This window comes from Streptomyces avermitilis MA-4680 = NBRC 14893 (assembly GCF_000009765.2).
GTDB lineage: Bacteria > Actinomycetota > Actinomycetes > Streptomycetales > Streptomycetaceae > Streptomyces > Streptomyces avermitilis.
This window is the reverse complement of record NC_003155.5, coordinates 4,199,159-4,216,616: the sequence shown is the minus strand read 5'-3', so window position 1 is coordinate 4,216,616 and position 17,458 is coordinate 4,199,159. Positions and strand designations below refer to the sequence as shown.

The window sequence follows — 17,458 nt, the reverse complement described above, 5'->3', positions numbered from 1 at the left end:
TGTGGACGTCACGTGGGTGTCGGCAGGGGAGGGTGTGAGAGATGCGCGCCACGCTAGCGAGGTGGATCGTGGGCTGTCCGACGGATGCCCGAATTTCACCCGGACGGGAGAGTTTCGGAACCTCTGAAGGGCATACGCGGCGTGCTGAGGTCGTAGGTTCGGAACGGGGAGTCGGTGTGGAGGTGAGTGGCGTGCGGTCAATATGTGCCGAATGTACTTACGTGGTGCGCGGCGCGGTGCGGGACGTGGCGTGGTGAGCGGCCGCAGGCGGCGCGTCCCCGAGGGGAGGACGCCCGTCAGGCGCAACAGGTTGCTGCTGGGTGGCGGGCTGATCGTCGCGGGCACCCTCGGGGTGACCGCCGTCCTCTGGCCCTCCGGCGGCAGCGAGCCGGCCGGTGCGCGGGCGTCCACCGCCTCCTCGGCCGCCGCCGCGACCCGTACGCCCTCCCCGTCACCGACCCGCGCCTACCCCTTGTCGAAGGCACCGCGCACGATTCCCGCCGTACGGGAGCACACGGCCGCCCGGGGGCCGGGCTGGCGTCCGGCGAAGGGCGGCCGGGTCGTCGTGGGCGACGCGGCACTGGCCGACGAGGGCAAGCTGACCGCGGGCGAGCTGGGGCTGGCGTACGCGGGCCGGACCGGTGCCCGGGCGGGAGACGTGGAGCTGGCGCTCGACAAGGGCACCGGTGGCCCGGAGTCGTACACCCTGACCGTGCGGGGCGGCCGGGTGCGGATAGCCGCCCCCGCCGAGGCGGGCGTCTTCTACGGCACCCGCACCCTCAAGCAGGCGGTGCACGGCGGCGGTACGGCGCCCGAGGGCGTCGTACGCGACCGGCCGGCCAAGCCCCGACGCGGCCTCATGCTCGACATCGCGCGCAAGCACTTCACGGCGGGCTGGATCGAGGACCGCATACGGGAACTGGGCGACCTCAAGTACAACGAGCTGGGCCTGCACTTCTCCGACGACCAGGGCTTCCGTATCGAGTCGGCCTCGCATCCGGAGATCGTGTCCCGGCAGCACCTGACCAAGGCGGAGGTCCGCGGGATCGTCGACCTGGCGGCGAGCCGGCACATCGCCGTCGTGCCCGAGATCGACTCGCCCGGTCACCTGGGCGCGGTGATCGCCGCGCACCCCGACCTCCAGCTGCGCAACGCCTCGGGGGTCCCCGCGCGCGGGGCCGTCGACATCTCCAAGCCCGCCGCCGCGACCATCGTCGACGACCTGCTGAACGAGTACGCCGATCTGTTCCCCGGCGCGTACTGGCACCTCGGCGGCGACGAGTACCAGGCGCTGATGGTGTCCGATCCGTCGGCCTCCTATCCGCAGCTCGCCGCGGCCGCCCGGAACAAGTACGGGGCGAACGCCACCGTCGCGGACCTCACGACCGGCTGGCTCAACGGCCGCGCCGACAACATGCGCGCGCACCACCGGACGATGCGGGCGTGGAACGACGGCTTCTACCGGTCGGCCGGCACGGTCCGGCCGGCCAAGGACATCCAGGTCGCCTACTGGACCGGCAAGGAGATCGGCGCCCGGCAGCCGGCCGAGTACCTGAGCGCGGGCCGCAAGCTCATCAACTACAACGACGAGTACCTCTACTACGTGCTCGGCCAGCCGCAGACCTTCGTCTACCCGACGGGGCAGCGGATCTACCAGCAGTGGACCCCGCGCGTCGTGCGCGGCAGCACGGCCGTCCCCGCGCGGTACGACGCCCAGATCCTCGGCGGGGTCTTCGCGGTGTGGTGCGACCTCGCGGCCTCGCAGACCCAGGACCAGGTCGCCGCCGGGATCCGGATGCCGCTGCGGGCGATGACCCAGAAGCTGTGGGATCCGCGGACGCCGACGCTGTCCTGGACGGAGTTCCGGGCGCTGGCGAGGCAGTTGGGCTGACAGCCCGGGGGAACCCGGTGGACGTACGGGGTCCGTGGACCGTATGTTCCGCGTGCCATGCGTGAGGTTCTGGGGAGAGCCCCGTGTGGCTTTCACCGACCACACACCTGGGGGACGTTCCACCATGCTCTGCACGCGCTGCCGGCACCGCGCCGCGTCGACGCCCGAGGGACTCTGCACGAACTGCGCGAACGGCACGACAACGGAGTCGACGGTGCCCGCGACACCGGACGCCGCCGCCGGGGCACCGCAGCCGGCCGCACCCGCGTCCCCGAAGCCTGACGCACCCGGGTTCGCGCAGTCCGACGGGCCCGGGTTCGCGCCGCCCGGTGGGCCCGGGTCCGCGCCGCCCGGTGCGCTGCCGACGGCTCCGCCGCTCGGTGCGGCGCCCCTGTACGCGCCGGGCGGGCAGCCGTCCTGGCTGCGGTCGCCGGTCGGGCTCGGGAGGGCCACCGCGGCGCTGCTCGGGGTGGTCATCGCCGCCGATGTGTTCGCCGTGGTGGCGGACTTCAACATGTACGACGTGTCGGGTGCCCTCGCCGACGGCGAATTCGGCGCGGGGATGCAGGACAAGGCCGACCGCGCGGACGCGCTCTACGCGGCGGCCGGGGTCGCGCAGGTGGCCGCCCTCATCGCGACCATGATCGTCTTCCTGGTCTGGTTCTACCGTGTGCGGGTCAACGCCGAGGTGTTCGCGCCCGACCGGCAGAGCAAGTCGCGGGGGTGGGCCATCGGGGGCTGGTTCGTACCGGTGGTGAACCTGTGGTTCCCGCGCCGGATCGCTCTCGACATCTGGGACGCGAGCGGCCCCGACGCCCTCTGGGACGGCGACCTCGCCGCCGCGCCGCGCCCCTCGCGCGCCCGCATCAACGCCTGGTGGGCGGTGTGGGTCGTCTCGCTGCTCGCCGACCGCCTCGCGTCGACTGCCTACCGGAAGGCCGAGACGGCTCCGGAAATCCATAAGGCCGCAGGTCAGATGCTGTTCTCCGACGTCGTCGACATGGTGGCGGCCGTCCTCGCCATTCTCTTCGTCCTGCGCCTGACGCGCATGCAGGACGAGAAGGCACGGCGGGGCCCGGTATCGGTCGAGGTGTGAGCCCACCTCCGGATTGCCCGATTCCGGCAGCGCGCTCCCGTCCCGCTGTGGTGTATTCGGCGCGGGTCGAACAGCCGAGCCGCGCGGACGGGGGACGGGAATGGCCTACTGGGGATACTTCGTCGTGGGCAGAAGCGAGCGGCCGCTCGCGGAGCTGGGCGCCCTGACCGCGGCGTCCGGCATGACGCTGTTGCAGACGGCGCCCGGCGGCTGGCAGGTGTGGGAGTACCCGAGCGGCGACGGCGACGTCGGCAGCATGAACGCGCTCGCCCGGGAGACCGGCGCGCCCGCCCTGTTCGGATACGTCATGAACAGCGTCTGCGTGGCCGTAGAGGCCGCCGCGCCGCAGAGCGGTGCCTGGACGACCTGTCTCGCCCGCCGCGCCATGGCCGGGTACCTGGCCGGCGGCCCCGGTGACGGCGAGCAGGAGGGGCTCGGTGTCGAGGACTACTTCCTCACCCCGGGCGAGGCCGCCGAACGCGCCGTCGCCTGGGCCGCGGAGGCCGGGCACACCGTGGCCCCCGGGCCGCTCGCGCAGGTGCTGGGCGTGGACCCCGACCCCTCGGAGCCGTTGGCCGAAAACCTCTTCTTTCGATTCCTCGACCGCCTCGGTGTGGTGCCGCTGTGACACTCCCGGGCTGTCGCACGCAGTAAGGGGAAGTGCGGGCTCCGTGAGAAAAGGCGCCCCGGCGAGGCGTTTCGAGGAGTCACGATGAGCCTGGTGGAACTGATCGCGGAGGCCGATGAACGGGGGCTCGCGGCGAGCGGGTTGGCTTGTTTGGATCGTTGCGTACCGCTCCTCGGGGGTGACGACGAGGTCCTGCGGCCGCTGTGGGCGAGCCTCGTGGAGGGCCGCGAGTGGGAGGAACGGCTCACGAAGGCACGGGCCGAACTGGGCGCCGCCGACGCGGAGCCGACCGAGGCCGAGGACGAGGCCTGCGGACTCGCCCGCCGCATGCTCGACGCCGTCCCCGCGCAGCCCGCGGCCGGCGCCCTGCGTGAGTGGGCCGACGCCTGCTCGGTCGCAGCCCTCCAGATCCACCGGCTCCTCGACGCCGCCGACGACGGCCCCGGCCCGGTCTCGGCCCGCCGCGAGGGCCGTACGGAGGGCATGTCGCCGCTCGTCGCCGCCGAACTGCGCCGCCAGGTCACCGTCCTGGAACTCGTCGCGGGCCATGGCGCGGGCGGACTGCGCCGGGCCCTCGACGTGTCGACGGAGGGGCGGCGCGTGCTGCGGGCGGTGGTCTCCCGACGGGCGCGCGGCCGGGCCTGAACGCGACCGCACACGTGCTTCCAGCTGCGTAAACCCGTCCCCTGGGAGAATCCTGTGACCGTCCTGCGGTCGGGGTGGGGCGGTCCTGCGCCGGTGTCGGGAACCCCTCCGGAACGCGTGACGAATCCTGGCCGGAACGCGCTTTTCCGGGTGTGAACGTTACTGAGGTGACCCGGCCCCAGGCCGCGGCGAAGCCCGTCCGCTGGGCCGCCGACGCCGTCGCGACCATGCGCGAGGGCGCCCGGCTGCGGCTCGACTACTCGGCGCAGAGCCTGTGGCGCGTCGACCGGATGATCGAAGGGATACGCCGCGAGGGCGCGCCGTACGCCGCCGTCGAGGCCGTGCTGCGCGGATTCGGCGCGTACACGGGCGAGGTGGTGGTCCGGCACACCGGCGGGGAGTGGTGGACGACCGGCGGCGACCACTGGGTGCGTACGCCCGACGGGCGGCTGTGGGACCCGATCGACGAGGCCCGCCGCTGCTACCTGGGCGACGGCTCGCTGCGCCTGTTGTGCCGCGACGCGGCGGACTGAGGCGCCGGGCGGGGCCGGCGCACGGAGGCCGGGGCCCCGTGGGGCCCCGGCCTCCGCCTGCTCGTTTCGGACGCGGCTACGGCGTCAGGACCTGCCCCAGCCGGCCGCCCGTCGACGTGCCCAGCTGAGCGATGCCGTAGTAGACGGCCTTGGCCGTGGTGACCGTGCCGCCGGTCACCGGCACGTACAGCAGGGTGCCGGTGCCGGTGTCCTCGCCCTCCGCGCCGATCGTGAGGTCGGCGTAGCCGTCACCCGTGACGTCGCTCAGGGAGAGCGCCGAGCCCAGCTTGTCGTCGGTCTCCGTGGAGCCCGGGATGTTCGCCGTGTCCTGGGACAGGGCGAGCGAGCCCGTGCCGGTGAGGCCGGACGAGGCGCCCTTGAGGAGCCAGACCGAGCCCGCGTTGGAGCGGTTCTTCGCGTCGCGGGTGATGTCCTCGCTCGGGGCGCCGGTCAGCACGTCGGCGTAACCGTCGGCGTTGACGTCGCCCACCGAGACCGAGGTGCCGAAGGCGTCCCCGGACTCCGAGGCGCCCTCGACGCCCGTCGTGCCCTGGTGGACCGTCGTCATGCCGGTGGTGGTGAAGCCGGTGGACGCGCCGGGGACCAGGGTGACCTGGCCGCCGGAGCTGCCGCCGGACTCGCTCGCGGACGGTTGGCCGATGACGATGTCGTCGTAGCCGTTGCCGTTCACGTCACCGGCCGCGAGGGAGCGGCCGCCCTTGACGGTGAGCGTGGACACCTTGGACAGGCCGAGGGCCTTCGAGCCCTTGAACCAGGTGACCCTGCCGACGCCGGACGCGTCGCGGTAGGTGAGGGCGACGTCCGCGTAGCCGTCCCGGTTGAAGTCGCCGGAGGCGGCGTCCGCGTAGGCGAGGGCGCCGGAGACGGTGGTGATGTCGCCCGCGGTCTCCTGGCCGTTGGCGAACCGGGCCACCCAGTTGCCGCCGGTGCCGGTGGCCGCGGTGAACACGTCCGCCTTGCCGTCCGCGTTGAAGTCGCCGACCGCGACGGTCGCGCCGAAGTGCGCGCTGTTGGGGTTGTAGTCGTCGCCGAGCGCCATGGTGTCGGCGCCGGTGTCGAACTTCGGGCCGTACAGGATCGTCACCGCGCCGCGGTCGGCGTGCGTGGTGTCGTCCTCGCCGGGCGCGCCGACCGCGAGGTCCGCGTAGCCGTCGCCGTTGATGTCGCCCCAGGCCGTGGCCGCGCCCCACTGGTCGCCGGACTCGGCGGCGCCGGGCACGCCCGTGCTGCCCTGGTTGAGCTTCAGCTTCGAGGCGGAGACGGGACCGCTGATCCCGCCCGGCACGAGCGTGAGCCAGCCGCTGCCCTGCTTGGGCGTGGCGGCGACCAGGTCGCTGACGCCGTCGCCGTTGTAGTCGGCGGTCGGGATCGCGGAGCTGCGGCCCGGGCTCGACGCGTACCGCCGGACCTCGCCCAGCTTGCCGTACAGGTTCTTGCCGGGGGACGTGGTGGTGGCCGCGTCCTTCCCGCCCGAGATCACGTTCAGGGTGGCCTGGGCGTCCTTGGCGTACACGCCGGTGTCGGCGTCGGCGGTCAGCGTGACGGTGCCGCTCGGGTTGCCGCCGTACTGGCCGAGCTTCCACGCGGCGAGACGGGCCACGGACTCCACGGCGGACCGGGACGGCTTGGCCGCGGCCGAGGCCGCGCTGCCCTCGAAGTCACCGAGGACGGCGATGCCGGTCGAGTCGCCGTTGAAGCCGTAGGTGTGGTCGCCGCGCACGGGCAGGTCGGCGCCGCCGGCACGGCCCTCGAAGATCCGGCCGCACTTGTCGACGAGGAAGTTGTAGCCGAGGTCGCCGCGCTGGGCGACCTGGATGTCGTACGCCATGATGCCGCGCACGAGCGACGCGGACTGGGCGCAGCTGTAGTCGTTCGAGCCGGCCGTGTGGTGCACGAAGACGGCGCTGATCCTGTCGATGTACTGCGGCGAGCCGGCGACCGCCGACTCGTCGGCGCCCCATCGGGTACGGGACACGATCGACGGCCGGGCGACGGTCGAGGCGGGGGCGGTGGGGGCGGTTGTCGTCGCGGTCGAGGTCGCGGTCGCCGTCGCGGAGGCCGAGTCGGAGTCGCCGGGGGCCGGGGCGGGCTCGGAGCCCGTCTCGGTGGCGGACCCGGACGGGGTTCCGGTCGGCGTCTGGGACGGATCCTTCGCGACGAAGGCGGCGTTGCTCAGGTCGGTGCCGGTGCCGGTGCCGCTGGTGTCGAGGCCTTTGTTCCTGGCCTCCGTCGTGGTGACGCCCGGGTCGACGAGGTTGACCTCGAGTCCCTCGGGCAGCCCGGCACGTGCCGATCCGTCGGCCGCGAGCACGCGCGCCTGGACGCCGTCGCTCGGCCCGACCCACAGCGGATCGGATGCGCCGCGGGCGTTCTTCGCCCCGGGCTCCGTCCGGTCGACGGGGAGCCCGGGAGCCAGGTTCCGCCAGCCGCTCCACTCACCGGTGTCGGTGCCGCGCGTGCGCACCTGGGCGGTCCCGTCGAGCTCGCGGGCGGCCCCGGTCCAGGAGACGCCCACGATCGAGAAGGCCTCGGTGGTGGTCCGCGCCAGCTCCCGGCTGCCGCTCGTGCCGGCCTTCAGCGCGAGGTCGTGCACCTCGACGGGCCGCTTGCCGCGTGCGACGTCGTCGGCCGCGTCGCCGCTCGGACTGGCGACGGCGTACGTCACGACACCCGCCCCGCCCGCGACAACGGCCCCCAACGTCAGCCATGTCCTTCGCTTCAGACTCAGCGGCTTGTACGCATGGGTCTTACGGCGACTCAAATACCCCACCCCTAGAAAAACTCCACAAACAAACCACCCGACATAAGGGTGGCCCTCTATTCAGCGCACAAAGGGCCAGTGAACATCACACGAACCATGTGTGTGGTGCGTCACTCAAGGTCTCCTCGGCCCAATGAGCCTCCCGCTGGGCACATCTGACGCACTGTGACACTTCCGTCCCGTCCGACGCTGATGACCTTGGGGGCGTGGACACGGCCATCGTGTCGCACGGCGTGCACGCGGTACGAATCGGTACGGGCGAGGACGGTATTGGGCCAGGGAGGGGAACCCCGCCGGGTACGGGCGAACGACGGGGAGCTGGGTGCGGCTGTCGCGCGGGCCCAGCGGGGGGACGAGGCCGCCTTCGCGGTGGCGTACCGCATGGTGCAGCCGGGGATGCTCGGCTATCTGCGCGGGCTTGTCGGCAACGACGCGGAGGACGTCGCGTCCGACGCCTGGCTGGAGATCGCGCGCGACCTCGGCCGGTTCCGCGGCGACGGCGCCGGATTCCGCGGCTGGACCGCCACCATCGCCCGTCACCGGGCCCTCGATCATCTGCGCCGCCAGCGGGTACGGCCCCAGGCGACGGCGCTCGAGAACGACGTACTGGAACTGCCCGGCACGCACGACACCCCCGACCAGGCCCTGGAGTCCCTCTCCACCGAGTACGCCATCGAACTGGTCGTCCGGCTGCCGCGCGACCAGGCGGAGGCGGTGCTGCTGCGCGTGGTCGTCGGTCTCGACGGGCCCGCCGCCGCCCGCGTCCTCGGCAAGCGTCCGGGCGCGGTCCGCACCGCCGCCCACCGGGGCCTCAAGCGCCTCGCGCAGCAGCTCGCCGCCGAGGGTGTGACGGATGAGGGCTCCCGGACGCTGGGGGAGTCGGGATGAACGGCACGGGGCCGGCAGGCAGGGGTGGGCGCGGACATGGGTGAGCGACCGGACGGCGGGGCACGCCTCGACGCGTTCCTCGCCGCCGCCATGCGCCCCAAGGCCCTTGACGCCGAGGCCGAGGCCCGGGCCGTCGCAGCCTTCCGGGTCGCGCGCGAACAGGGGACGCGCGCGGCCCGGATCCGACGCCGCGACGACTGGCGGCCGAAGGGGGAGCGCCGGGCGGGGCGTTCGCTGCGGACCACGTTCGCCGTGGTGGCGGCCGCCCTGACGCTCGGCGGCGTGGCGGTGGCGGCCGTCGGCGGGGTGCCCGGCGACGCCCCCGAGGGACGGCCCCGCCCTTCGAGCGCCGCGCCTGCCGCTTCGTCCGCCGCGCCCGGGGCCGACACGGGGGTTCGGCCCACGGGCGCGCGGAGGGCGGACGAGAAGAGCGATCAGCTCAATCAGGGCGATCGGGGCAATCGGGGCGATCTGGGCCATAAAGGGAAGAAGAGCAAGAAGGTCAAGGACGACAAATCATCGCCAAAGCCTGTGAAATCTGTGAAATCGACGAAGTCGAACAAGCCGGAAAAGGCCGATAAGGCCGATAAGGTCGAGAAAGTCGCGAAGGCAGCAAAGGCCGACAAGGCCGACAAAGCCGACAAGGCGGAGAAAGCCGTGAAGGCTGAAGCGTCCGCGAAGGCCGAAAAGGCGACGAAGTCGAAGTAGCGGGATCCCGCCCCTATCCGCCGATGGCAACGGCCGGGGCCGCCACCCCCCACAGGAGAGGCCCCGGCCGTCGCGCGGCACGGGCCGCGCGGCGGCCCGTACTCTCTACAGCGCCGTGGATGCGTTTTCTGTCACACCTCACTCCGTCACGGCTTAGTTCACTCCATCACGGGTTAGTTGCATGCTGTACGAACATGGACGGGGAACGGTTTCAGGCCGTAACGTGCCATTCGCGCCGGGGCGCGGAGGACGGACGACCGCACCCATGAGGGGCCTAGGACCGCAACCACCAATTGAGGAACCACAACGGCGAGCAACCCGGTCCGCGAGAGCGGCGCCGGTTCAGGCGCAAAGAGGGGCGCGCGGGTGCTGGGGGACGACGCGGAGCTGACCGCCGCGGTGCTTGCGGCACAGGACGGGGACGAGACCGCGTTCCGGACTGTGTACCGCGCCGTGCATCCACGGCTGCTCGGATACGTACGGACGCTGGTCGGCGACCCGGACGCGGAGGACGTCACCTCCGAGGCCTGGTTGCAGATCGCCCGGGACCTGGAGAGGTTCAGCGGTGACGCGGACCGGTTCCGGGGCTGGGCGGCCCGGATCGCGCGCAACCGCGCGCTCGATCACATACGCATGCGCGGGCGCCGTCCCGCGATCGGCGGCGACGAGACCGAGCTGACCGGCAAACCCGGCGAGGCCGACACCGCGGGCGAGGCGATCGAGTCCCTGGCCACCGACCGCACCCTTTCTCTGATAGCCCAGCTCCCGCAGGACCAGGCGGAGGCCGTCGTGCTCCGGGTGGTCGTCGGCCTCGACGCCAAGTCCGCCGCGGACACGCTCGGCAAGCGCCCCGGAGCCGTCCGTACGGCGGCGCACCGCGGTCTGAAGCGCCTCGCCGAGCTGCTCGGCGCCGACGACCCGGAATCCCCGGGCGGCCTCGACGGGCTCCCCCCGCAGAGGGACCCGCAAAGAGACCCGCAGCGGGCCCCCCAAAGACCCCCACGAAGAGAGCCGCGCACCCGCGCGGTGACGTCCGCCGGTGTGACGCATCTGCGTTCGCGGACGCAGAAGGACATGTGATGGCCGACGAGCAGTACAGGTGGCTGGACCGGGACGCCGCGGAGCGGCTGCTGCGGGGAGAGTCGCTGGAAGCCGTCGACGCCGACACCCGGAAGCAGGCCGAACAGCTCGCCGAGGCGCTGGGCGCACTGGCCGCCGACCCCCTCCCGAACAGCGCGGAACTCCCGGGCGAGGCCGCCGCGTTGGCCGCGTTCCGCACGGCCCGTCAGGGCAGGAACGGCGAGGAGAAGGTCCTGGGCGGCCGCGGGCGTCCGCACGCCGTCGCCCGCGCCGCGCACTCCGCCGACGCCGGGCTCGTACGCCTCGGGCGCCCCGAGCGGGCCGCCCGCCGTGGTCGGCTGGGCCGTCCCGTGCGCCTGGGGGTGGCGGCGGCGCTGGCCGCCGGGATGATCGGCGGTGTCGCGGCGGCCGCCGGAACCGGAGTGCTGCCGACGCCGTTCGGCGGTGACGAGCCCGGGCCCACCGCGTCGGTGTCGGCCGCCGTGACGCCCGAGCGGCCGCTCGGCTCGTCGTCGCCGGGAGCCATCGGGGACGGCGGCGGATCCGAGGCGCCGACGCCCGACGGCACCAGCGGCGCGCCGGTCCAGGGCGGTTCCTCGCACGACGAGGCGGACAAGGGCTCCGCGGCGAGCGGGCGGCCTGGGGCGGACAGCAGCCGGAACCCGGCACGTTCACGCGAATGGTGGAGCGCTGTGCTCTCGTCCTGCCGCGACGTGCGCGGCGGCAAGGACGTGGGCACCGAGCGGATGCGCAGCCTGGAGGAGGCGGCCGGCGGCGGCCTCCGGGTGCACAAGTACTGCAAGGGCGTCCTCGCCTACGCCGAAGGGCATTCGGGTTCGGGTTCGGGCGCGATCGACCCCGGCGACGACGAGGGCTCCGGCAGGGACAGCGGCAGCGGCAGGGGTGACAGGGACGGCAAGGGCGACGGAGACGGCACGGGCGACGGGGACAACGGAGGCAGGGGAGGTGATGGCGATGGCCATCACATACTCCCCGGCGGCAGCGCCCCCGGCGGCAACGGCCTGATCGTCACCCCGTCCCCGTCCCCGTCCCCGTCGCGGCACGCGCTCACGTCGCTGGTCCCGAGGTCCTAGAAGTCCTAGAAGTCCCAGAGGTCCTAGAAGTCCGAGACGTCACCGACGTCGCCGAGTTCGCCGTCGGCACCCACGGTGACGGCTCCGTCGTACGGCCCGCCGCGCGCGAGTGCGCCCGCCTGAGCTGCGAAGACCCGCTCCGTACCCCAGTTGACCTGCGGTTTCGTTGCCCTCGGACTTTTCTTCCGCGCGGGTGTGACACTTTCGCCCGCGGTGGCGCAGTAATGAGTGAGCCGACTGGTCATCGGCCGTCGCACGGAGCCGGGGTTCCCCCCGTACCCACGGCTCCGTGCATGTTGGCGCGGGCGGGACACGTTCCCCCGGTCCCGCCCGCGCCCCCGCCTCCCCCGTTGCATCCCCCGTCTCTCTCCAAGACGCGTGCGGCCGTGCATTTCTATGCCTGGCGTGACGCAGGTCACACAAAATGGCTTCGTCTCAGTCCCACGTCCCGCACCTCACCAGTAGACGACGACCTTGTCCCCGGTACGGACCTGCGCGAACAGCGCCGCGATCTTCACCTCGTCCCGTACGTTGACGCAGCCGTGCGAGCCGCCCGCGTAGCCGCGGGCCGCGAAGTCGTACGAGTAGTGCACGGCCTGGCCGCCGCTGAAGAACATCGCGTACGGCATGGGTGAGTCGTAGAGCGTCGACACATGGTGACGGGACTTCCAGTAGACGCTGAACACACCTTCACGGGTGGGCGTGTACTGCGCGCCGAAGCGCACCGCCATCGTCGAGACGGTCTTTCCGTCGATCATCCAGCGGAGCGTCCGGCTCGTCTTGCTGATGCACAGCGCCCGGCCCGTCATGCAGCGCGGGTCCGGTGCGGCGGCCGGCTGCCCGCCGAGCGCGTACAGCTCCCACTTCGTCGGCTCGTGCGTCATCCGCACCAGCCGCTGCCAGGTCACGGCGTCCGTCTCGCCGGTCCGCGGCAGCCCGCGTTTGCCCTGGAAGCCCCTGACCGCGGTGACGGTCAGATCGTCGTACGTCCCCGTCGGCCCGTCGAACAGCCAGGCGACCTGCCGCAGCCGGGCCTGCAACTCGCGTACGGCCGTGCCCTTGTCGCCCGCCGACCAGAGGACCTTGGCGGGGGCGGGCGCGGGCACGGGCGTGGAGGTGCCGCTCGGCTTGTCGCCGGCCGGTGTGCGGCTCGCCGTCGGCGGGTGGCTCGCCGTCGGGGTGCGCGGGAGGTCGATGTGCACGGGTGAGCGGTGTTTGCCGTCCGCGTCCACGCCCTGTGCCGTGCAGCCGCAGACCGCGACGAGCGCCACGAGGGCGGCCATCGATCTTCCCGCCATGCCCTTGGTACGCATACCAACCCCCGCTGTCTCAATGGTCATGCCGGTCACCGCCCCCTACTCCGCCCCCTGAAGTGTTCCCCGCGCGTGACCCGTCGCGAACTACGCGGCATGGTTGTGGTCAGGAGCGGCAGATGTGCGGTCAGGGTGGTAGGGCTGCTGTGAGCAAGGTCCCAGCGTGGGGCCCTCCACCGGGCGCACGGGCGCCGCTACAGTCCGTCGCGAGGTCGTCTGTACTGGCGAGTAACCAACGAGTCGGCAAGCAACACGGAGGCACACACCATGGCGCGCGAGTCGGAGTCCGGACTGCCCATCGAGCCGGTCTACGGGCCTGAGGCGCTGGAGGGCTGGGATCCGGCCCAGAAGCTGGGGACGCCCGGCGCGTACCCCTTCACACGTGGTGTGTACCCGTCCATGTACACGGGTCGGCCCTGGACGATGCGGCAGTACGCCGGCTTCGGCACGGCGGTGGAGTCCAACGCGCGCTACAAGCAGCTGATCGCGAACGGCACGATGGGTCTGTCGGTCGCGTTCGACCTCCCCACCCAGATGGGCCACGACTCCGATGCCCCGATCGCGCACGGCGAGGTCGGCAAGGTGGGCGTCGCGATCGACTCGGTCGAGGACATGCGGGTGCTCCTCGGCGGGATCCCGCTGGACAAGGTGTCGACGTCGATGACGATCAACGCTCCGGCCGCGCTGCTCCTGCTCATGTACCAGCTGGTCGGCGAGGAACAGGGCGTTCCGGCGGACCGGCTGACGGGCACGATCCAGAACGACGTCCTCAAGGAGTACATCGCGCGGGGCACGTACATCTTCCCGCCCAAGCCCTCCCTGCGGCTGATCGCCGACATCTTCAAGTACTGCAAGACCGAGATCCCGAAGTGGAACACGATCTCGATCTCCGGCTACCACATGGCGGAGGCGGGCGCGTCCCCGGCGCAGGAGATCGCGTTCACGCTGGCGGACGGCATCGAGTACGTCCGTACGGCCGTGGCCGCGGGCATGGACGTGGACGACTTCGCCCCGCGCCTGTCCTTCTTCTTCGTCTCCCGTACGACGATCCTCGAAGAGGTCGCCAAGTTCCGTGCGGCCAGGCGGATCTGGGCCCGCGTGATGCGCGACGAGTTCGGCGCCAAGAACCCCAAGTCGCTGATGCTGCGCTTCCACACGCAGACGGCCGGCGTGCAGCTGACGGCCCAGCAGCCGGAGGTGAACCTGGTCCGGGTGGCGGTCCAGGGCCTGGCCGCGGTGCTCGGCGGTACGCAGTCGCTGCACACGAACTCGTTCGACGAGGCGATCGCGCTGCCCACGGACAAGTCCGCGCGCCTCGCCCTGCGCACCCAGCAGGTGCTGGCGTACGAGACGGACGTCACGGCGACGGTCGACCCCTTCGCGGGCAGCTACGTCGTCGAGAAGATGACGGACGAGGTGGAGGCCGCGACGGTCGAGCTGATGGCGAAGGTGGAGGAGCTGGGCGGCGCGGTCAACGCGATCGAGCGCGGCTTCCAGAAGGGCGAGATCGAGCGCTCCGCGTACCGCATCGCCCAGGAGACGGACTCGGGCGAGCGGGTGGTGGTCGGCGTCAACCGCTTCCAGCTCGAGGCGGAAGAGCCCTACGAGCCCCTCCGTGTCGACCCGGCCATCGAGGCCCAGCAGGCGGAACGCCTCGCCAAACTCCGCGCCGAGCGCGACCGGTCGGCCGTCGACGCCGCCCTCGCCGACCTGAAGAAGGCGGCCGAGGGCACGGACAACGTCCTCTACCCGATGAAGGACGCCCTGCGCGCCCGCGCCACGGTGGGCGAGGTGTGCAACGCGCTGCGGGAGGTCTGGGGGACCTACGTGCCGTCGGACGCGTTCTGACCTGCGCAATTTCTCCTTATGGGTGATCGGGGGCGGACAACGGACTGACCCGCGACACCCGAAGGCGGAGTGTCGTACGCGCGTGCGACACTCCCTTTCATGTTTGGTGTCACCGATCTCCCCACCTACCTCGCAGGCCTTGTCCTGATCGTCCTGCTCCCCGGTCCGAACTCGCTGTACGTGTTGTCCGTCGCCGCCCGCAAGGGCGTACGCGCCGGATACACGGCAGCCGCGGGCGTCTGGTGCGGTGACACCGTGCTGATGACGCTGTCCGCGGCCGGAGTCGCCTCGCTGCTCCAGGCGAACGCCCTGCTGTTCGGGATCGTGAAGTACGCCGGGGCCGGGTATCTGACCTGGCTCGCGTTCGGCATGCTGCGGGCCGCGTGGGAGATGTGGCGGACCCGCCGGGACCGGGCGGACGCGGCCCGGGCACCCGTCGCGCCGGTCGCCGGAGAGCGGCCCTTCCGGCGGGCGTTCGTCGTCAGCCTCTTCAACCCGAAGGCGATCCTGTTCTTCGTCGCCTTCTTCGTTCAGTTCGTCGACCCGGGGTACGCCTACCCGGCCCTGTCCTTCGTCGTCCTCGGCGCCTTCGCCCAGCTGGCGAGCTTCCTGTACCTCACCGCGCTGATCTTCAGCGGCACGAAGCTGGCGGCCGCCTTCCGCCGACGCAAGCGGCTCTCCGCGGGGGCCACGACCGCCGCGGGCGCCCTCTTCCTGGGCTTCGCCGTGAAGCTGACACTGGCCGGCGCCTAGGCGACAGCCACCCGGGCCGCGTACTCCGTCAGTCCCGCCGCCGTCCTGCCCGCCCAGCCCACATACCCGTCGGGCCGGACGAGGAAGACGCCGGCGCCGTACTCCTCGTACGCCGGAATCCGGACCGTGCGGGCACCGGCGAGCGTCGGCAGTTCCGCCTCCGTGCCGACCGCCAGCAGCGTCCAGTGCGGCCCCCTGAACGCGTCGAACAGCCGTACGTCGCCACGGATCCCGTCCGGCGCGCGGTCGCCCGCATGCAGCGCGTCCCGCGCGAGGCCCGCGCGCGTCTCCACCGCGAGCGAGGACCCCCGGTAGCCGAGCCCGAGCTGCCGGGTCGCCTCCCCGCGCCGCACCTCGCCCCGGTGGACCTGGGTGGACAGCCCGAGCATGTCCGCGGCGACGGGCAGCCGCTCCTCCTCGTACGAGTCGAGGAGGGACACGGGAGCCCCGCCGCGCAGCACCGCGCCCAGCTTCCAGCCCAGGTTGTACGCGTCCTGGACGCTGGTGTTGAGGCCCTGTCCGCCCGCGGGCGAGTGGACGTGCGCGGCGTCGCCCGCGAGGAAGACGCGGCCCGCGCGGAACCGGTCGGCCATCGCGGCCCGCGGCCGGAAGTCGGAGGCCCAGCGCACCTCGGTCACCTCGGCGGGGGCGAGGTGCGAGCGCGTGGCGACGACCTTGCGGATGCCGTCGAGGGACAGGTCGGCATCCGTGCCCTCCGGGAACTGGGCCACGACCTGGAAGTCCTCCGCGCCCGCCAGCGGCCAGATCGCGAGAAAGCCGTCGTCCTCGCGCGGCGGGAAGATGTGCCAGTTGTCGCGGTCCAGACCGGTGATCCGGACGTCCGCCACCAGCATCGGGTTCGGGTCCACCGTCTCCCCGGTCATGCCGATTCCGAGCGCGCGCCGCACGGCGGAGCGGCCCCCGTCGGCGGCGACCGCGTACCGGGCGCGGACAGCGGTGCCCGAAGCGAACTCCGCGGTCACGCCGTCCTCGTCCTGCCGGAGGCCGACGACCTCGCGCCCGAAGCCGACCCGCCCGCCGAGCTCCTCCAGCCGCGCGAACAGGATCTCCTGAGTGCGCCACTGCGGGACCATCCACGGCTCGGCGTACGGCGAGTCGTCGCTCGCCTCGGCCGGGTCGAACAGCTGATGCTCACCCACGCGCTCGCCGTCCTGCCAGATCATCCCGACGGGGTAGGAGCCACCGGCGGCGCGGATCGCGTCCAGCACACCGAGATCGTCGAACACCTCCATCGTGCGCGGCTGGATCCCCTTGCCGCGGGACCCGGGGAACAGGCCTTCGGCCCGCTCGACGACGAGGGCGCGCACCCCGCGCCGGGCCAGGTCGACGCCGAGGGCGAGTCCGGTGGGACCGGCACCGACGATCAGTACGTCCGTGTTCACGACAGTCTCCTTAACGCCGTTAAGTCGCATGTCCGGAGGATGCCCTTAACGGCGTTAAACTGTCAAGCGTGGTTACCCAGAGATCCCCCAAGCTGGACAAGAAGCAGGTCGTCGAGACCGCCCTGCGGCTGCTCAACGAGGCCGGCCTCGACGGGCTCACCCTCCGGGCCATCGCCAAGGAGCTGAACGTCCAGGCACCGGCCCTGTACTGGCACTTCAAGAACAAGCAGGCGCTGCTCGACGAGATGGCGACGGAGATGTACCGCCGCATGACCGAGGGCGCGCACCTCGCCCCGGGCGCCTCCTGGCAGGAGCGGCTGCTCCACGGCAACCGCGCGCTGCGCACCGCCCTGCTCGGCTACCGCGACGGTGCCAAGGTCTTCAGCGGCTCCCGCTTCACCGGCACCGAACACGCGGTCCAGCTGGAAGCGAGCCTGCGCTCCCTGGTCGAAGCGGGCTTCGACCTCCCCCAGGCCGTGCGCGCCACCTCCACGGCCTACTTCTTCACCCTCGGCTTCGTCACCGAGGAACAGGGCGTCGAGCCGCTGCCGGGGGAGCGCCGCGAGGGCTACGACGTCGACGAGCGCGCCGCGCGCATGGCCGACTTCCCCCTCGCGGCGGCCGCGGGCGCCGAGATCTTCCAGAACTACGAGGAGGGCTTCGAGGAAGGGCTGCGCCTGGTGATCGCGGGGATCGAGGCGCGGTACGGGATCAGGTGAACGCCGGGCCCCGGATCCGGAGGGGCCGCCTCCGACACGGAGTCGGCCCCCAGTCCGGTGGGGAGCCTCGGTCCTAG

15 protein-coding genes are annotated in these 17,458 nt (G+C 72.3%); 12 read left to right on the top strand and 3 right to left on the bottom strand.

Annotation, left to right across the window (positions count from 1 at the left end):
* Positions 1 to 253 precede the first annotated feature (253 nt).
* From SAVERM_RS17555 to SAVERM_RS17535, 5 genes are all read left to right on the top strand, one after another.
* Positions 254 to 1,891: a beta-N-acetylhexosaminidase gene (locus tag SAVERM_RS17555; protein ID WP_010984824.1), complete on the top strand. Its 1,638-nt coding sequence runs from the start codon at positions 254 to 256 to the stop codon at positions 1,889 to 1,891.
* An 85-nt stretch (positions 1,892 to 1,976) separates the two neighbouring features.
* A complete protein-coding gene (locus SAVERM_RS17550) occupies positions 1,977 to 2,987 on the top strand; it encodes a DUF4328 domain-containing protein (protein ID WP_306292871.1) in 1,011 nt (336 codons plus the stop codon).
* Positions 2,988 to 3,087: 100 nt separating this feature from the next.
* The gene (locus SAVERM_RS17545) at positions 3,088 to 3,615 is read left to right on the top strand and encodes a hypothetical protein (RefSeq protein ID WP_010984822.1); all 528 of its coding nucleotides are present in this window, start codon (positions 3,088 to 3,090) and stop codon (positions 3,613 to 3,615) included.
* Between the two features lie 84 nt (positions 3,616 to 3,699).
* On the top strand, positions 3,700 to 4,260 hold the full coding sequence (locus SAVERM_RS17540; protein WP_010984821.1) for a hypothetical protein: 561 nt from the start codon (positions 3,700 to 3,702) through the stop codon (positions 4,258 to 4,260).
* A gap of 152 nt (positions 4,261 to 4,412) precedes the next feature.
* Positions 4,413 to 4,793, top strand: coding sequence for a hypothetical protein (locus SAVERM_RS17535; protein WP_037644923.1), 381 nt, complete (start codon positions 4,413 to 4,415; stop codon positions 4,791 to 4,793).
* 76 nt (positions 4,794 to 4,869) lie between these two features.
* Here SAVERM_RS17535 and SAVERM_RS17530 read toward each other — a convergent pair whose 3' ends face one another.
* On the bottom strand, positions 4,870 to 7,512 hold the full coding sequence (locus SAVERM_RS17530; RefSeq protein WP_237528811.1) for an FG-GAP-like repeat-containing protein: 2,643 nt from the start codon (positions 7,510 to 7,512) through the stop codon (positions 4,870 to 4,872).
* A 333-nt stretch (positions 7,513 to 7,845) separates the two neighbouring features.
* Between SAVERM_RS17530 and SAVERM_RS17525 the strand changes: the two genes are divergently transcribed.
* The 4 genes from SAVERM_RS17525 to SAVERM_RS17510 all read left to right on the top strand — a co-directional run bounded on the left by SAVERM_RS17525 (position 7,846) and on the right by SAVERM_RS17510 (position 11,345).
* The gene (locus SAVERM_RS17525; protein ID WP_037644925.1) at positions 7,846 to 8,463 is read left to right on the top strand and encodes an RNA polymerase sigma factor; all 618 of its coding nucleotides are present in this window, start codon (positions 7,846 to 7,848) and stop codon (positions 8,461 to 8,463) included.
* 36 nt (positions 8,464 to 8,499) lie between these two features.
* The gene (locus tag SAVERM_RS42380; protein WP_137951353.1) at positions 8,500 to 9,171 is read left to right on the top strand and encodes a hypothetical protein; all 672 of its coding nucleotides are present in this window, start codon (positions 8,500 to 8,502) and stop codon (positions 9,169 to 9,171) included.
* Between the two features lie 366 nt (positions 9,172 to 9,537).
* Positions 9,538 to 10,251, top strand: coding sequence for an RNA polymerase sigma factor (locus tag SAVERM_RS17515; RefSeq protein WP_010984816.1), 714 nt, complete (start codon positions 9,538 to 9,540; stop codon positions 10,249 to 10,251).
* Positions 10,251 to 11,345, top strand: a complete 1,095-nt coding sequence (locus SAVERM_RS17510) for a hypothetical protein (RefSeq protein ID WP_037644927.1) — start codon at positions 10,251 to 10,253, stop codon at positions 11,343 to 11,345. Before SAVERM_RS17515 ends, SAVERM_RS17510 begins: the two co-directional genes overlap by 1 nt.
* Before the next feature lie 455 nt (positions 11,346 to 11,800).
* Here the strand turns inward: SAVERM_RS17510 and SAVERM_RS17500 are convergent, their stop codons facing one another.
* Positions 11,801 to 12,658 (bottom strand): L,D-transpeptidase family protein, encoded by an 858-nt coding sequence (locus tag SAVERM_RS17500; RefSeq protein WP_010984814.1) that lies wholly within the window; start codon positions 12,656 to 12,658, stop codon positions 11,801 to 11,803.
* A gap of 267 nt (positions 12,659 to 12,925) precedes the next feature.
* Between SAVERM_RS17500 and SAVERM_RS17495 the strand changes: the two genes are divergently transcribed.
* Positions 12,926 to 14,506, top strand: a complete 1,581-nt coding sequence (locus tag SAVERM_RS17495) for an acyl-CoA mutase large subunit family protein (protein ID WP_010984813.1) — start codon at positions 12,926 to 12,928, stop codon at positions 14,504 to 14,506.
* Positions 14,507 to 14,605: 99 nt separating this feature from the next.
* Positions 14,606 to 15,259 carry a leucine efflux protein LeuE gene (gene leuE / locus SAVERM_RS17490; RefSeq protein WP_010984812.1) on the top strand — a complete coding sequence of 218 codons (654 nt, stop codon included), beginning with the start codon at positions 14,606 to 14,608 and terminating at the stop codon, positions 15,257 to 15,259.
* Here the strand turns inward: leuE and SAVERM_RS17485 are convergent.
* On the bottom strand, positions 15,256 to 16,662 hold the full coding sequence (locus SAVERM_RS17485; RefSeq protein WP_037644930.1) for an FAD-dependent oxidoreductase: 1,407 nt from the start codon (positions 16,660 to 16,662) through the stop codon (positions 15,256 to 15,258). The genes leuE and SAVERM_RS17485 overlap by 4 nt on opposite strands.
* Positions 16,663 to 16,730: 68 nt before the next feature.
* Between SAVERM_RS17485 and SAVERM_RS17480 the strand changes: the two genes are divergently transcribed.
* Positions 16,731 to 17,381, top strand: a complete 651-nt coding sequence (locus tag SAVERM_RS17480; RefSeq protein WP_010984810.1) for a TetR/AcrR family transcriptional regulator C-terminal domain-containing protein — start codon at positions 16,731 to 16,733, stop codon at positions 17,379 to 17,381.
* Positions 17,382 to 17,458 lie beyond the last annotated feature (77 nt).

Excerpts from the sequence above, each read along its gene's own strand:
- SAVERM_RS17545 (WP_010984822.1), top strand. The coding sequence starts at position 3,088 with ATGGCCTACTGGGGATACTTCGTCGTGGGCAGAAGCGAGCGGCCGCTC.
- SAVERM_RS17540 (WP_010984821.1), top strand. The coding sequence starts at position 3,700 with ATGAGCCTGGTGGAACTGATCGCGGAGGCCGATGAACGGGGGCTCGCG.
- SAVERM_RS42380 (WP_137951353.1), top strand. The coding sequence starts at position 8,500 with ATGGGTGAGCGACCGGACGGCGGGGCACGCCTCGACGCGTTCCTCGCC.
- SAVERM_RS17510 (WP_037644927.1), top strand. The coding sequence starts at position 10,251 with ATGGCCGACGAGCAGTACAGGTGGCTGGACCGGGACGCCGCGGAGCGG.
- SAVERM_RS17500 (WP_010984814.1), bottom strand. The coding sequence starts at position 12,658 with ATGCGTACCAAGGGCATGGCGGGAAGATCGATGGCCGCCCTCGTGGCG.
- SAVERM_RS17495 (WP_010984813.1), top strand. The coding sequence starts at position 12,926 with ATGGCGCGCGAGTCGGAGTCCGGACTGCCCATCGAGCCGGTCTACGGG.
- leuE (WP_010984812.1), top strand. The coding sequence starts at position 14,606 with ATGTTTGGTGTCACCGATCTCCCCACCTACCTCGCAGGCCTTGTCCTG.